Genomic DNA, 15,421 nt, shown 5'->3' with positions numbered 1-15,421 from the left:
CGAAATTAGGAGGGGAAAGTAAATGACGACACGTTATGCATTAAAAATTCAATATGATGGCACTAACTATGTCGGCTACCAAATACAACCCAATGGACTATCCATTCAGGAATCGTTACAAAAAGCATTACATTTAATGGCTAAGTCTAAACCAGGTGAGTTAATTAAAAATTCAACGTCAGGAAGAACGGACTCTGGAGTTCATGCACTTGGACAAGTAGTACATGTTGATTATCCGGCAAAAATACAGCCTAATTCGATGCGAAAAGCATTAAACAGTATCTTAGACCAGTCTATTAGAATCATCGATGTAGCTCAAGTATCAGACGGATTTCATGCGAGGTATCATGCGATTGGTAAAGAATATCAATATCGCGTAGATATAAATGATTTTCCTGATCCATTTAAACGATTGTATACGACACATCATCCCTACTCTTTTGACTTAGGACGTATCCAAGATGCACTAAATATCATAATTGGAGAACATGATTTCTCAAGTTTCTGTTCTACTAAGACTGAAATCGAGAATAAAGTTCGTCATGTCTTAGAAGCGGAAGCTTGGATAGATGAAGTAGAAAACGAATTAGTATTTCGATTTTATGGGAAAGGTTTCCTGTACAATATGGTTCGAATTCTTGTAGGTACTCTTCTTCAAATTGGAGATGGGTTAAAACCTGTGAGTGAGATGCAACGTTTGTTGGATGTAAAAGACCGTAATGAAGCAGGGCCAACAGCCCCACCAAATGGTTTATTCTTAATGCGCGTCGACTACGAAGTAGATCCATTTAAATAATTAAAACAACAACCTATGAGCATTCGCTTGTAGGTTTTTTCTGTCATTATATTAGTATCAGAGGGTTACATATTTCCGTTACATCGATAAATTTACTGTGATGTCAGAACGTTTTCAGTGAAGTACCGGAGTAAAAAAATGATTTGACGCACAAGAGTCCGTAGAACTGAAAGCGACATAAAGAATCTGTAGTCAACCAAATCAGAAATTCTTTAACAAGGCGTTAGCCGTCGTTAATTGCTGAAGTCAGTCCAACAGTTTTGGTGACCGAACAGTTCTCACGGGAATAAGCGTTTAAAGTACATACGCTTACATACAACATCAGTCATAATAAAACCTCTTAACTTTTTATTCAAGTTAAGAGGTAGATATTAATGTTTTGAGTACTGAAAAACTACACGTGGTGTACCATCAGCAATCGTAATTTCTCCACAATGTTCGAAACCAAACTTTTGAATCAATGCAATCATAGACGAGTTTTTCTCATGTGTATCTATTTTTACATTATCATAGTTATCCAGAACATACTGCATACAAAAGCTTCCTGCGCCTTTAACTTGTTGGTTTGAAGCAATTCGATGGATAGTTACATAAGGAAAATCATTCAACCATGCACCATCAATCATTTGATATGTCGGGTCATCACCTTCTTGAATGCACATCGTAGCTACGATACTTTCTGCTGGTAGATCAGTATCATCATCATTGTCAATCACACATACATAGCTAAAATTATTCGCTATATCTTTTTCAATATCACTCACAACAGGGTAATGTGGAGGCCACTGAATATTATTCCCATTCTTTCTTTGTAGTTGTCGACCATAGTCTATAATCTTTATAACCTCTGGAATTTCACTTGTTTTTGTTTGTCTAATATACATTATTACCCTCATTTCTATTTTTGTGGTAAGTTTTGAAAATAATATAAGCAAAACTAACCATTTAAGCATTCAATTGATAATTATAAAATGGTATCATAGGTATAACTAATTATTAGTATAATTAAGGAGAGAAATTAATGCAATATATTACTGAGAGTCAAGCAATCCGTTTAGCATCTGAATATGTGGAAGATTCAGCACAAAAATACATCGTTTATAACATTCGTCGTCGTAGCTACTTATTACACGATTATTATAAATACTTCTTCCGTTTTAGCCGTCGTGAATCTGTTTGGAATACACCTTTATTTAATATTGAGGACATTGCTTCTGATTTAACAAATGAAGAAAGTATTGCCAAAGATATTTTCTCTACAGTAAATAAATCTGTAGATGATACTCTTAGTTTAAAGCGCAAGAAAGACTTCTCTTTGTCTGACTGTGAAGTTTTATTAAACTATTACTTTAATGGTAAAACTTATATCGCTTTCTATGATTATTATTTAGGACGTGTCGTATTAATTAAAGAACGTGATAAGTCGAATGATTTTGGGGAATTAATTGGAAGCCGTTATCAATTAATTGGTAGCTTACATACTATTATTAATAAATCACTTGATTTAAAAGATGGGTTATTAGAAGCATTCATGAGTGAATTAGTGAATGATTTTACTCCAATACGAGAAATCGCGGGATTTGAAGAGTTAAACACAGCGCTACACGCATATATTGTTAAAGAAATCGAAACAATAGATACGTGGGTTAAAGAAGAAAAAACTAAAGCATAGATTATCAGACCCTTAGAGAATTTGTCTCTAAGGGTTTTTATTTAAAAACAGTTGACTATATTATAAAATGATGATAATATTCATTAAACATTAGATTTATATTAATCTTATAATATTACATTGAAGAGAAGAGTAACTGTTGAAATATGGTCAAGAGAGCCCGGATGGTGAGAAAGGGTACAATTATTGAGACAGTGAAGATGAGCTCTGAGTATTTAAGTGGTTAACGCTATTTAAACGGAAAGCAACCGTTATATTGCCAAGTTTCATGAATTTAATATGGAATTGATGAGGTATTTGTTGTAAAACAAATATAAATTTGGGTGGTAACACGGAAGTATCCGTCCCTTTGTTTATCAAGTAATTGATAAATAAAGGGATGGGTATTTTTTTATGGAAAGATATTCTATCTAAATATATTGAAATTACTGGCCAGTAAAACAATATAAACACTTAATGAACCAAACACGCCTAAACAAAGAAAAGGGGAATAAGATATATGGATAAAATTGCAAGTTTTACAGTAAACCATTTAACATTGAATCCTGGTCTATATTTATCAAGAGAAGACAAAGTGGGTGGACAAACTCTTAAGTCATATGATTTACGATTTGTTGCTCCAAATTATGAACCAGTATTGAATACAGCCGAAATACATACTATCGAACATATTGCTGCAACGTATTTACGTAATGATCCTGAGTTTAAGGATGAAGTTATTTATTTCGGACCAATGGGATGTCGTACTGGATTTTATTTAATCTTAACAGACAAAGTAGAACCAAAAGGTGTTTTAAATTTATTAAAGAAAACATTTAAATATATTTCTGAATTTGAAGGAGAGATACCAGGTGCATCTGCACATGATTGTGGTAATTTTTTAGACCAAAATCTGCCAATGGCACGATACTTTAGTGAAAACTATTATAACGTTTTAAATGAAGTAACAGATTTAACATTTTCTTATTAAAGCCAAAGAAGGAGAAACTATATTATGAAAATTATCAAAAAAATTATCGTTGTACTATTTGCCTTTACAATCCTTTGTCCAGTCTTTGCTAGTGCTCAAACTACAGTAAAGGTGGGTGTTATTGGGGATTCAAATAATGCGATATGGGAAAAAGTTCAAGAGAATTTAGGTGATGATATCGAGATAGAGTTAATTAGTTTCAATGATGGTATTTTCACCAATCAAGCGCTAGCAGAAGGTGATTTAGATATTACTGCTTTTCAGCATAATGCTTTCTTAGAACAAGAGATAAGCGATAAAGGCTATGATTTTTCAGTTGTTGGCAATACTTATATTAGTCCAATGAATATTTTTTCGGAAAATATTTCTGATATATCTGAATTAAAAGAGAATGATACAATACTAATTCCAAACAATGCAACAAATATGGGAAGAGCATTAATTGTTTTAGATCGAGCAGGTTTAATTACGGTGGATGAGAGTAAAGGACACTTACCAGAAATTATTGATATTATTGATAATCCGTTAAATTTAGACATAGTAGAAACAGATCCAGCTATTATTCCACAAGCATTAGTTGATGTAGCAGCTGGAATTACGAATAGTGATTTGGCGATTGACTTTGGTATCGATCCAGTAAATGACGCAATTTTCGCGTTAGAAATCGATCCAGAAGCAGAAGATTTGAAACCTTATATAAATATTATTGTTTCAAGAACTGAGGATAAAGAGAGCGAAGTTTACCAACAAGTAGTAGAAGCATATCAACAACAGAATGTTGCGAACTTTATTACTGAACACTATGGAAATTCATTAGTACCAGTATTTGATGTAGAAAAAGAATAAATTTAGTTAGGAGGTCAAAGAAGTGCCAGAGAAGTTAGTGTTAGTAACCGGTGGGAATTCAGGAATTGGACAAGCATGTGTGAAACGGTTTCTAGAGAAAGGACATCGAGTTATCAATGTTGATATAGAACATACTCAAGCTAGTCGTAATGAGAAAGAATTTCAAGAATTATTCAATTTAACTCACTTTACAGAGTTTAAGAATTGGAGTCAATTCATTGTTAATACACACGGTGTACCGGATGTAATTATAAATAGTGCCGGTATTTCTAGAATGGACTTTCTAGTAGAGAGTGAGTTAAGTGATTGGAAAGATATTTTTGATATAAATGTTTTTGCTGTCTGTCAATTATCAAAAGTCTTTGCTAGGCAAATAATCGAAAATAATCGATCGGGAAGAATTATTAATATCGCTTCTCAAGCCGGTAAAAATGGCTACAGAGGATTAAGTGCCTATGTTGCATCTAAGCATGCTTTAATCGGTTTAACTAAGACTGCTGCAATTGAATTAGCAACTCATAACATATTAGTGAATGCAGTATGTCCTGGTATTGTTGAAACGCCAATGAAACACCGTGAACGAATAGATGGCGGTAAGTTAAGAGGGATGACTGCTGAGGAAGTTTATGCAGAAGATAGTTCACAAGTACCACTTGGTCGAACAGCGCAACCGGAGGATGTTGCAGGTGTTGTTGAGTTTCTAACCCAAGATGAATCAGCCTATATGACAGGTCAAGCAATTAATGTAACAGGCGGTATGACAATGCATTAAAAAAGGAGTTAAGGACATCTAATTGTATCCTTAACTCTTTTTAAATAATTTATTTTTTTGCAACATTTTGAACAAATTCACGCATTTCTGACACTTCAATCGTTGTGTCATGCAGTCTTGTTGCATCAAGTAGACCATCAATCGCTGGTGGGAAGGGTACTTTAGATAGATTGTTTAGTTGAGTCAGCAACTCATTATCATTCAAGGACTCAGCTTCAACACCAAGGGCAGATAACACGGCTTCTGGAAACTTATATGGACTTGCTGTTGAGACAATAATTGTTGGATTTGTTGTAAGCCCTTGTTGATTTAAATTTCTCCAAGCTTTAGATGCAACCGCAGTATGTGTATCCATAATGTAGTTAGTTTGTTTATATACATAATTAATTTCTTCTTTCGTTTCATCCTCAGTAACATAATCGGATAAGAAGTTTGAAAAATGAGATCGTTCATTATCTGTCAGAGCATAACGACCATCTTGAGATAACTGATTCATTAATTCGCTTAATCGTGCACTGTCTTCTCCAACCGCGTGGAAAACAAGTCGTTCTAGATTACTAGAGACAATAATGTCCATTGACGGAGAAATTGTTAAGATAAATTCGCGTTGACGATTATACTCACCTTGTTGGAAGAAATCATACAACACTTTGTTGTCATTTGAAGCACATAGTAATTTACCGATAGGTAAGCCAGAACGTTTAGCATAGTAGCCAGCTAATATATTACCAAAGTTTCCAGTAGGAACACTAAAATCAATATCACTACCTGCTTTGACTTTACCTTGTTTTACAAGTTGAGCATATGCGTAAAAATAATATACTATTTGTGGAACAAGACGGCCAATATTCATAGAGTTTGCTGATGAAAATTGACTATTATACGATTGGAGTTCGTCACGCAAAACGATGTCGTTGAATAAATTCTTAACTTCAGTTTGAGCGTCATCAAAGTTTCCAACAATCGATACAACATGAGTATTCTCACCTGTTTGAGTCAACATCTGTTGTTCTTGAATGGAGCTCACTCCACCTTTAGGATAGAAAACAATGATTTTCGTTCCAGGAACATCTGAAAAACCAGCCATAGCAGCTTTACCAGTATCACCTGATGTCGCTGTTAATATAACAATTTCATTATTATTATGATTAATTTCAGCTGAGGTTTTCATCAAGTATGGCAAGATTGATAATGCCATATCTTTAAAAGCAATCGTAGAACCATGGAATAGTTCTAAGTGGTAATGATTATCGATTTCAACAACTGGAGCGATTGCTTCCGTATCAAATTTATTATCGTATGCTAGTTCTATACAACGATCTAATTGGTCATCTGAGAAATCAGATAGGAATGGTTTTAAAATAAACTGTGCCATTTCTTGATAAGTAAATTGGCTAAGTTTATCCCAATCTAAGTCAAATTTAGGGAATGATTCTGGAACATATAACCCACCATCAGTCGCAAGACCTTGCAGTATAGCTTGAGAGGGTGTTACGATGTTTTCCGAGTTACGGGTACTTTTATAATTCATATTCTCACCTTTTTCTCATTTTATATCAATCAAATTATACTGAAGAAGTTTGCATTCAGCAATGATTAATTAAATTATAAACAGAAAGATCTATTTAAACAACCAATAATTCTCCGATTTGCAATCAGTATCAAGTCTGATAGAGATTGATTTGATAATTAGTGAGTATTATTAGAACTCAGTGTGGAATAATGCTAAACTATACGAAATAAGAAAGGATGAGTGCCATGTTAGTGTCAACCACAGGAAAAATAAAAAGAGACTTTAAACAAAGTATACCTACTAATAATGAAAATAAAACCATTACTGTTTGGAATGTAAGTTATGAAATTAGAAGTAAAGAGATTACTGGAACGATTGAAGCGAATTATTTAATACATCAATCTGAAGAGGATGTAACTCCAGAATTAATCCGTGGATTCGCTGAGTTTCAAGGAACAATTGATGGTAAGTCAGGTTCATTTACCGCACAGGAAGATGGACGGACTCAAAATGATATTTTAAAAATCAATGGTAGAATCATCGATGCTAGTGAAGAATTAAGTATGCTTGTTGGGCGATATGACTATGACGGGCTACTTACCGAAAGCGTTTATGAAGTGAATTTTGATATTGAGTTATAGACACTAAAGGCACAAATTCAATCATAATCTTATCTCAAGTTTGTATTATATTGAAAGGGAGAGTGAAAATATGTTAAAAAATTATAATTTCGATGATGTTGATGATCGCTATGATAATTTTAAACGTTCTAACTTAGGTGAAGAAATCGATAAACTACAGCGGATTGTCCAACGATTAAAAATACCTGTACTTATTTTAATAGATGGTTGGGAAAGTTCGGGAAAAGGGGATATTATCAATGATTTAACACGGGAATTAGATCCTCGATATGTAAAAGTTGAATTATTTGATTCACGTACAGATATTGACTATCTCCATCCAAGCGTCTGGCGTTTTTGGCAAAAAATACCAAATCACGAAGAGATGGTTGTTTTTGATCAAAGTTTTTACTCTCAAGTATTCAATAAAGATGAACGATCAGATGATAAGCTAAAACAAAGAACAGAAGAATTATTAAATCTAGAACATATGTTATTAGATGACGGCACAATTGTTATTAAGTTTTTTCTGCATATTCAAAAGGATACTCAAAGCGAAAATATAGCTGCTTTAGAGGAATCTAAGTTTCGACAGTTTTTATTGTCAGATAATGATTATGAACAAAATAAACACTATGATGATTATTTAGACTGGTTCGATAAAGTACTAAAGAAAACAGATGTTCCAGAAAGTCCCTGGAATATTATTAATGGTGTAGACCGTAAGTTAGCAGCTAAAACAGTTCTTGGAATAACAATCGAAGAAATCACATCTGGAATTGAACGTGTTTCATTAGCACGAGAGCGGACTAATATGTCTAATCGTAACTACCAATTAGAAGAAGCTCAATTAGAACAGTATGATTTGACGAAGACTATATCAGATAAAGAGTACGATAATGTATTAGAGGATTTACAAAAAGAAGCAGCCGATTTAGTCTATGAGTGCTTTACAAAAGGTATTGCAATTATAACAGCATTTGAAGGTGTTGATGCAGCAGGAAAAGGCGGAGCGATACAACGCCTAACTCGTCATATTGATCCCCGAAGTTACCGTATTTATGGAATTAAAGCACCAACGGAATTAGAAAATACTTATCATTATTTATGGAGATTTTGGAATAAATTTCCAAAAGATGGAGACATGGTTATCTTTGATCGTACTTGGTATGGGCGTGTTCTTGTTGAACGAGTGGAAGGATTTGCTTCTGAGTCAGAATGGGAACGTGCTTATGATGAAATCAATCATACCGAAAAGGTTCTTACAGATCACGGTTCCATTGTGATGAAATTCTTTATGTATATTGATGAGGATGAGCAAGAACAACGATTTGAAGATCGCCAAGAAGAACCCTCTAAAAACTATAAAATAACTGAAGATGATTGGCGTAATCGGAAACAATGGGATAATTATGTGAATGCGATGGAAGAAATGTTGGATCGTACCAACACATCAAATGCTCCTTGGTATACGATAGCTACGAATCGAAAAAAATACGCACGGGTAGAAGTACTCAAACATTTTATAAAACATATTAAAGTACACTTAGATAATGTGAAAAAGGTGGAGGATGCATGAATGATTGAAAGCATGACATTAAATGATGGACATAAAATCCCAGCAATCGGTTTTGGAACGTGGCAGATTGAAGAAGGTGAAGCTACATATAATGCTGTAAGTGAAGCATTAAAAGCAGGTTACCGTCATATCGATACGGCACAGATTTACGGTAATGAAAATAGTATTGGTGATGCGATTAAGGATTCAGGGATTGATCGCAAAACTATCTATCTTACAACCAAAGTCTGGAATAATATCCATACATACGAGGACACTTTATCTTCCATTGATGAATCCTTAGAAAAGCTAAAAGTAGACTACATTGATTTAGTTCTGATACATTGGCCAAATCCTAAAGCGGTTAGAGAAAATGATGGTTGGAAAGAACGAAATAAAAAAGTGTGGAGAGGTTTAGAAGAATTACGAAAGTTAGGTAAAGTACGATCAATAGGTGTATCAAACTTTTATGTTCATCATTTAGAAGCAATACTTGAAACTGCTCAAGTTGTGCCAGCGGTTAATCAAATAAGATTAGCACCCGGCTGGGAAGAAAAAGAAGTTGTTGATTTTTGTAATGATAAAGAAATTTTAGTTGAGGCTTATAGCCCCTTAGGACACGGAACTGCATTCAAAGATGCAACAGTGATAGAAGTGGCGAGTCATTATGAAGGTAAATCACCAGCACAAGTGGCTTTACATTGGTCGCTTGCAAAAGGCTTCTTGCCACTACCAAAATCAGAGACACCAAAAAATATTAAAGCTAATTTAGATATTTTTGACTTTAAACTGACAGAGCAAGATATAGCTACTTTAGATCAAGTAGAAGGGATTGTCGAACCGACTAATCCAGATACAAAAAATCATTAAACAAACTGAATATTAAAAAAAAATGAGAAATAGCCTTGCTATTTCTCATTTTTTTGTATAATATATACTATATATATGTTTATTATAAGAAGGGGGAGGGAATAATGGGTGCTTTAGAAAGTAATTTGCAATTAGATAACGATAGTCGATTAATGGTGGCAGGCCTGTTATTACTGAGCCTGCCGGAAGGTAAAACTTATAAAAACTGGAGGAAAACATGAATATGAATATTAAAATTAAACGAATTGGTAAACAACTTATTGCGGGCATGACAATTGCATCGGCACTTTTCTCATCAACACCCGTATTAGCGCAAGATACTGTTAAAATTGGGGCTAACTATGAATTATCAGGTGAAGCTGCTTCTTATGGTACACAAATGCTAGAGGGATTAGAATTAGCTGTTGAAGAAATCAATGAAAATGGTGGCGTATTAGATGGGCAACAGTTAGAAATTGTCAGTTATGATAACCAAAGCGATGTGACAGAATCTGCATCAGTGGCTCAAAGACTTGTTTCAGATGGTGTAGTCGGAGTTGTTGGACCAGCTACGACAGGTAATACCCAAGCTCAGTTGCCTATCTTTAGTGAGGCAAACATCCCTATGGTATCACCATCAGCAACAGATGATGATATTACATTCGATTCTGCTGGTGATGTTTTAGAGTATTTCTTTAGAGTATGTTTTAATAATTCGTATCAAGGAAGTGCTGGAGCGGCATTTGCGGCTGAAAATTTAGCTGCAACGAACGCACTAGTCTTGGTCGATCAATCATCAGATTATTCTCGTGGATTAGCAGACAATTTTAATATTGAATTTGAGAGTCATGGTGGAACAATAGTGAGTGAAGATTCATTCACTGCTGGAGATACAGATTTCTCAGCTATTTTAACAACAGCTATGTCACAAGATTTTGATGTTATTTATATCCCAGCTTACTATACAGAAGCAGGATTAATTATTAAGCAAGCACGTGAGATGGGTATTGAACAACCTATTATCGGACCAGATGGATTTTCAAGTGAGGTATTAGTAGAACTTGCTGGAGCTGAAAATGCGCGTGACGTTTATTATACTGATCACTTCTCAAATGAAAGTGAAGAAGAATCCGTTCAAAATTTCCTTACTGCATTTGAAGCTAAGTTCGGTAAAGAAGGCGGTACTTGGAATGCACTTGGTTATGATGCGGCAATGTTAATTATAGATGCTATTGAACGTAGTGGTTCAACGGATCCTCAAGCTATTACAGATGCAATTGCAGAAACAACTGAGTTTGCTGGTGTAACAGGTACCTTTGCTATTGATGAAAACCATAACCCAGTCAAACCAGCGGTTATGATTGAATTGCAAGACGGAGAAATCGCTTCAGCAGAAAATGTTACTGCAGAATAAGTCTGACAAAATAATATAAGCAGAAGAGCTCAGCTCTTCTGCTTTTTATATGGTGAAAATTAACTATTTTACTACTGTGTATGAGTGTTTCGCATATTTCCGTGGTAACGATAAATTCATTTTGATGCGAGACCGTCTTCAGCTCTCAAGTCAAATACTCCCGCATTAAACATGAGAGCTTACGGCTACCCTACCTATTAAACCCGTAGGTCACTATCGTTAACACGGTTTCTAATGCGGTAGTTCTTCTTTGACGCCTCACATGAATTTACCGTTACCCTCCAATATGAATTAACTATCTAACATTGATTCTTTTCACGACTAAATTGAAGTGAATAATATGATTTTAATTCTATCCGCTCCAATAAAGTTTAAGTTGGCTGAACTTGAATTCTATTTGCTCTGATAAAGTTTGAGTTCGGAGAACTTGAGACATATCGAACTGCCATTTGGCGCAAGTTGGGCGAACTCTAGACATATCGCCTACCCATTTGGCTCAAGTTCAGTCAACTCCGTAGTTATCACATACTCATTTGAAATAAGCTGTAAACGCAATGACACACACTCACAGCAAAAAGATCAAGTAAAAAAGCTGAGATTGGAATATCTCAGCTTAAAAGTATGGTTTTATAATAAAGATTCAGCTAAATCAATTGAAGCACGGATACTTGCCGCTGATTCATTTAATTTCTCTGTTTCCCACTCGTTTAAAGAAACCTCAAAACGTTTTGTCCAACCTTGGCGTGTAACAATCGTAGGAGTACTGAAAGCTACCGGGTGGTCTGTATTATATTCCCCATCCAATAATGGCGTACTTACAGGATAAATTGAATGCTCGTCTAATAGAATAGCACGAGCTAACTCAATTGATGATTGAGCAACTGCAGCGTTTGTAACACCCACTTTGTTATCAAAAACTTCATAAGCAGCTTGAACAACTTTTTCTTGTATCTCTTCAACTTTTAAAGGTTCAATATTAGGATAGTATTCAGATAATTCTTCATAAGGAATTCCAGCGATACTTAAACGACTTAGAATAGGAACAGCACTATAACCATGCTCACCCATCATGTAACCACTCACTGATTTCGGATCAACGCCGTAATGCTTACCAATGATATAACGTAGTCTGGCAGAATCAAGCATACAACCAGTACTCATCATGCGTTCTTTAGGATATGCAAATTCATTAGCTGCCATATAAATAACCGTATCAGCAGGATTCGTAATAAAAATAATAATAGCGTCTTGTGTTACTTCACTAATATTCTTCATAATAGAGCGGATTATTGAAGCATTGTTAGTTATCAACTCTTGACGGTCGGCAGGCACCTCACCATGTGGATACACGTGAGTAGCAGCAACTATAATGACATCAGCATCGCGTACATCATTATAATCAGTCGAGGAGTAGATGTTCACGTTGTGTCTTGATAATAAACCAGTCGCATGAACTTGATCGAGTGCTTCTCCGAAAGCAATATTTTGTCGAGTATCCACAACAACAATTTCTGCGAACAAATCAGAAGAACTTGCGTAAGCCAAAACATGTTCACCTACGTGTCCTACACCGATAATAGCTAATTTTTGTGATTTCATTAGTAAAACTCCTTGTATTTAAGATTTTAATCATATTCTTATTTAAACATGAATGAATGATTATATAAAGAAATAATTAAATTAAAGTATACTATATGAGTGAAATATATCAAATGACACTAAAAAATGAATCTAAGATGAGAATCAAATTAAAATACATGTTGACTTTCTCTCATATATTGTTTAATATATATTTAACAACAAAAGACAAGAGGGATTCATTATGAAAAAAAGTGTATTAAACAATCAAGAAGTTATTATCAGCATTATCATTAGATAGTGTTTGTGTCTAAACTAAGTAGATGCAAACACGGAAATTTATCGTTTGTGTCTATGAGGTGCTGAGGTATTTTGATGCCCGCATAGATTAAAGTCTAGGATGGGTTTACGTTTACGCTTTTCGATTAGTGGACGAGCAGACCTGACCTAGATAAAAGTTCTAGGTCAGGTTTTTTGTTGACAAATTATTCCTTAGGAGGAACAAATAATGAAATTAAGAAAATTAGCGTTGTCGTTATTAACAGGTTTAGCTGTCGGTTCGAGTTTATTAGGAGCAGGTCAAGTCTCTGCACAAGATACTGTAAAAATTGGTGGTAACTACGAATTAACTGGAGATGCTGCCGCATATGGTACGCCTATGTCAGAAGCAACAAAATTTGCAATTAAACAAGTGAATGAAAATGGTGGTCTTTTAGGTGGCGATGTAGAATATATTGAGTATGATAATACATCAAATTTAACTGAATCTGCATCAGTTGCTCAGCGTCTTGTATCTGAAGGTGTTGTAGGAATTGTAGGGCCAGCAACTACAGGGGATTCTAGCGCACAGATTCCAGTTATCCAAGAAGCAGGGATTCCAGCAATTTTACCTGCCGCAACTGGTAATGGTATGACATTAGATGACAATGGTGATGTTTTTGAGTATTTATTCCGTGTACCGTTTGAAGATGCAGTCCAAGGACGTGCAGCTGCAACATATGCGAGTAACGAATTAGGTGCACAAAATGCTGCACTATTCGTCGATCAATCAACAGATTATGCAACAGGATTACAACAAGCGTTCTCAGACTCGTTTGAAGCATTAGGTGGACAAGTTGTTGCGACTGAGTCATTCCAATCTGGAGATACTGACTTTACAGCGTCGTTAACTTCATTATTATCACAAGAATTTGACGTACTTTATGTGCCCGGATACTATACTGAAATTGGTTTATTAATCAAACAAGCGCGTGAGTTAGGTATTACTCAACCGATTCTTGGTGCAGATGGCCTTGGTAACCAAACGTTAGTTGAATTAGCAGGAGCAAGCAATGTTAATGATGTTTACTATACTTCACATTTCTCTCCTTTAAGTGAAGATGAAGATTTACAAGCATTCTTAGCAGCTTATGAAGCTGAATATGGTAAAGAAGCCGATCAGTTTGCGGTATTAGCTTACGATGCGACAATGTTATTATTAGATGCAGTTGAGCGTGCAGGATCAGTTGACCCTCAAGCAATAACAGATGCTATTGCAGCAACTGAAGAGTTTGATGGTTTAACAGGAACATTCTCAATTGATGAAGAACATAACCCAGTTAAAGAAGTTCTAATGTTGAAATTAACAAACGGTGAAGTTGAAAATGTAGAAGCTGTTAGTGTTGATGAGTAACAGCATATAATAAAGTCATAATGCTGTAAGCTATTAACAAGCTTTGTTATTAGCTTACAGCTTTTTTTATTAGAAAAAGATTAAAACCAAACATATCTAATGATTTTCAGAAATTATCAATCAAATACTATCTTAACAAATATAGATAAAACGTTTTCTTCTAAAATAAAGGCTCTTTTATTAGAGAAACACTAATTATTTTAAGAAAATCGGTTGTAATATTAGAAAGTCTATATTATACTCTTATAAATTATTAAATTTTAACAAGAAAGGATTTTTATTATGCAACTATTTTTGCAGCAACTAGTAAATGGTGTTGCTTTAGGTAGTATATACGCATTGATGGCCCTAGGTTATACGATGGTATATGGTACGATTAAACTAATTAACTTTGCACATGCCGATATTTTTATGATGGGTGCCTTTGTTGGGTACTTCTTAGTCACAGTTCTAGAGATGAACTTATTTTTAGCAATGTTTGTTGCTATGTTATTTTGTGCAATTTTAGGAGTCGTTATTGAACGTGTTGCATATAAGCCTTTACGTAATTCAACTCGTGTTGCTTCATTAATTACGGCTATTGGAGTGTCTTATTTTCTACAGAATATAATGATTTATTTCTTAGGTCCAGAAGTTAGGGCATTTCCATCTCCTCTTGAGACAACGATTTATCGTGTAGGTAATATTGTTATTAACTCTAAGCAAATATTAGTATTTGTGATTACAATGATTTTAATGATTATACTTTATACTATTGTTCAACGGTCAAAGATGGGAAAAGCGATGCGAGCTGTTGCGGTAGACGCAGAAGCATCACAATTAATGGGAATTGATGTAAACCGTGTTATTTCATTTACATTCGCATTAGGTTCAGGACTTGCAGGTATTGCTGGTGTCCTAGTTGGGGTATATTATAATTCAATCTCACCAGGTATGGGGACTGCGTTAGGACTTAAAGCCTTTGTTGCCGCCGTTGTTGGTGGAGTAGGGTCGATTCCAGGGGCAATGGTTGGTGGATATGTCATTGGTATTCTAGAAACAATCGTAACCTTTATGGGTGGATCAATGTATAAAGACGCAGTAGTTTATGGTTTATTAATTGTTATCTTACTAGTACTTCCTTCGGGATTATTTGGTAAGAACGTTAAAGAGAAAGTTTAG

Annotated in this window: 14 protein-coding genes and 1 other annotated feature; of the genes, 11 read left to right on the top strand and 3 right to left on the bottom strand. The window is 34.8% G+C overall.

Annotation, left to right across the window (positions count from 1 at the left end):
• Positions 1 to 22 precede the first annotated feature (22 nt).
• Positions 23 to 796: a tRNA pseudouridine(38-40) synthase TruA gene (gene truA / locus HYQ40_04305; protein ID MBZ6526988.1), complete on the top strand. Its 774-nt coding sequence runs from the start codon at positions 23 to 25 to the stop codon at positions 794 to 796.
• A gap of 371 nt (positions 797 to 1,167) precedes the next feature.
• Here the strand turns inward: truA and HYQ40_04300 are convergent, their stop codons facing one another.
• On the bottom strand, positions 1,168 to 1,680 hold the full coding sequence (locus HYQ40_04300) for a GNAT family N-acetyltransferase (GenBank protein ID MBZ6526987.1): 513 nt from the start codon (positions 1,678 to 1,680) through the stop codon (positions 1,168 to 1,170).
• A gap of 137 nt (positions 1,681 to 1,817) precedes the next feature.
• On the opposite strand from HYQ40_04300, the gene HYQ40_04295 reads away from it, so the two are divergent.
• The 4 genes from HYQ40_04295 to HYQ40_04280 all read left to right on the top strand — a co-directional run bounded on the left by HYQ40_04295 (position 1,818) and on the right by HYQ40_04280 (position 5,056).
• On the top strand, positions 1,818 to 2,468 hold the full coding sequence (locus HYQ40_04295; GenBank protein MBZ6526986.1) for a hypothetical protein: 651 nt from the start codon (positions 1,818 to 1,820) through the stop codon (positions 2,466 to 2,468).
• A 111-nt stretch (positions 2,469 to 2,579) separates the two neighbouring features.
• Positions 2,580 to 2,820: a binding site (T-box leader), on the top strand.
• A gap of 147 nt (positions 2,821 to 2,967) precedes the next feature.
• Entirely contained in the window at positions 2,968 to 3,438 is a 471-nt protein-coding gene (locus tag HYQ40_04290; GenBank protein ID MBZ6526985.1) for an S-ribosylhomocysteine lyase, read from the top strand.
• A gap of 24 nt (positions 3,439 to 3,462) precedes the next feature.
• A complete protein-coding gene (locus HYQ40_04285) occupies positions 3,463 to 4,284 on the top strand; it encodes a hypothetical protein (GenBank protein MBZ6526984.1) in 822 nt (273 codons plus the stop codon).
• A 22-nt stretch (positions 4,285 to 4,306) separates the two neighbouring features.
• A complete protein-coding gene (locus tag HYQ40_04280) occupies positions 4,307 to 5,056 on the top strand; it encodes an SDR family oxidoreductase (GenBank protein MBZ6526983.1) in 750 nt (249 codons plus the stop codon).
• A 49-nt stretch (positions 5,057 to 5,105) separates the two neighbouring features.
• On the opposite strand, the gene HYQ40_04275 is transcribed toward HYQ40_04280, so the two are convergent.
• Positions 5,106 to 6,587: a threonine synthase gene (locus HYQ40_04275; protein ID MBZ6526982.1), complete on the bottom strand. Its 1,482-nt coding sequence runs from the start codon at positions 6,585 to 6,587 to the stop codon at positions 5,106 to 5,108.
• A 227-nt stretch (positions 6,588 to 6,814) separates the two neighbouring features.
• Between HYQ40_04275 and HYQ40_04270 the strand changes: the two genes are divergently transcribed.
• The 4 genes from HYQ40_04270 (at position 6,815) to HYQ40_04255 (ending at position 11,010) form a co-directional block, all read left to right on the top strand.
• Positions 6,815 to 7,210 carry a DUF3224 domain-containing protein gene (locus tag HYQ40_04270; GenBank protein ID MBZ6526981.1) on the top strand — a complete coding sequence of 132 codons (396 nt, stop codon included), beginning with the start codon at positions 6,815 to 6,817 and terminating at the stop codon, positions 7,208 to 7,210.
• Between the two features lie 70 nt (positions 7,211 to 7,280).
• Positions 7,281 to 8,768 carry a hypothetical protein gene (locus tag HYQ40_04265; protein ID MBZ6526980.1) on the top strand — a complete coding sequence of 496 codons (1,488 nt, stop codon included), beginning with the start codon at positions 7,281 to 7,283 and terminating at the stop codon, positions 8,766 to 8,768.
• Positions 8,769 to 8,771: 3 nt separating this feature from the next.
• The gene (locus HYQ40_04260) at positions 8,772 to 9,617 is read left to right on the top strand and encodes an aldo/keto reductase (protein MBZ6526979.1); all 846 of its coding nucleotides are present in this window, start codon (positions 8,772 to 8,774) and stop codon (positions 9,615 to 9,617) included.
• Between the two features lie 223 nt (positions 9,618 to 9,840).
• Positions 9,841 to 11,010, top strand: coding sequence for an ABC transporter substrate-binding protein (locus tag HYQ40_04255; protein MBZ6526978.1), 1,170 nt, complete (start codon positions 9,841 to 9,843; stop codon positions 11,008 to 11,010).
• Between the two features lie 627 nt (positions 11,011 to 11,637).
• On the opposite strand, the gene HYQ40_04250 is transcribed toward HYQ40_04255, so the two are convergent.
• A complete protein-coding gene (locus HYQ40_04250; protein MBZ6526977.1) occupies positions 11,638 to 12,609 on the bottom strand; it encodes an L-lactate dehydrogenase in 972 nt (323 codons plus the stop codon).
• A 487-nt stretch (positions 12,610 to 13,096) separates the two neighbouring features.
• On the opposite strand from HYQ40_04250, the gene HYQ40_04245 reads away from it, so the two are divergent.
• Positions 13,097 to 14,260, top strand: coding sequence for an ABC transporter substrate-binding protein (locus HYQ40_04245; protein ID MBZ6526976.1), 1,164 nt, complete (start codon positions 13,097 to 13,099; stop codon positions 14,258 to 14,260).
• Positions 14,261 to 14,542: 282 nt separating this feature from the next.
• A complete protein-coding gene (locus HYQ40_04240; GenBank protein MBZ6526975.1) occupies positions 14,543 to 15,421 on the top strand; it encodes a branched-chain amino acid ABC transporter permease in 879 nt (292 codons plus the stop codon).

The organism is Aerococcaceae bacterium DSM 111021, assembly GCA_020112395.1.
Taxonomy (GTDB): Bacteria; Bacillota; Bacilli; order Lactobacillales; family Aerococcaceae; genus Ruoffia.
The sequence above is the reverse complement of the archived record's forward strand: the minus strand, read 5'-3'. Positions and strand labels throughout refer to the sequence as shown.

Bases quoted from the DNA above. Each gene is read 5' to 3' on its own strand.
- HYQ40_04240 (MBZ6526975.1), top strand. From the start codon at position 14,543: ATGCAACTATTTTTGCAGCAACTAGTAAATGGTGTTGCTTTAGGTAGT.
- HYQ40_04300 (MBZ6526987.1), bottom strand. From the start codon at position 1,680: ATGTATATTAGACAAACAAAAACAAGTGAAATTCCAGAGGTTATAAAG.
- HYQ40_04290 (MBZ6526985.1), top strand. From the start codon at position 2,968: ATGGATAAAATTGCAAGTTTTACAGTAAACCATTTAACATTGAATCCT.
- HYQ40_04245 (MBZ6526976.1), top strand. From the start codon at position 13,097: ATGAAATTAAGAAAATTAGCGTTGTCGTTATTAACAGGTTTAGCTGTC.
- HYQ40_04295 (MBZ6526986.1), top strand. From the start codon at position 1,818: ATGCAATATATTACTGAGAGTCAAGCAATCCGTTTAGCATCTGAATAT.
- HYQ40_04270 (MBZ6526981.1), top strand. From the start codon at position 6,815: ATGTTAGTGTCAACCACAGGAAAAATAAAAAGAGACTTTAAACAAAGT.
- truA (MBZ6526988.1), top strand. From the start codon at position 23: ATGACGACACGTTATGCATTAAAAATTCAATATGATGGCACTAACTAT.
- HYQ40_04265 (MBZ6526980.1), top strand. From the start codon at position 7,281: ATGTTAAAAAATTATAATTTCGATGATGTTGATGATCGCTATGATAAT.
- HYQ40_04250 (MBZ6526977.1), bottom strand. From the start codon at position 12,609: ATGAAATCACAAAAATTAGCTATTATCGGTGTAGGACACGTAGGTGAA.
- HYQ40_04275 (MBZ6526982.1), bottom strand. From the start codon at position 6,587: ATGAATTATAAAAGTACCCGTAACTCGGAAAACATCGTAACACCCTCT.
- HYQ40_04255 (MBZ6526978.1), top strand. From the start codon at position 9,841: ATGAATATTAAAATTAAACGAATTGGTAAACAACTTATTGCGGGCATG.
- HYQ40_04285 (MBZ6526984.1), top strand. From the start codon at position 3,463: ATGAAAATTATCAAAAAAATTATCGTTGTACTATTTGCCTTTACAATC.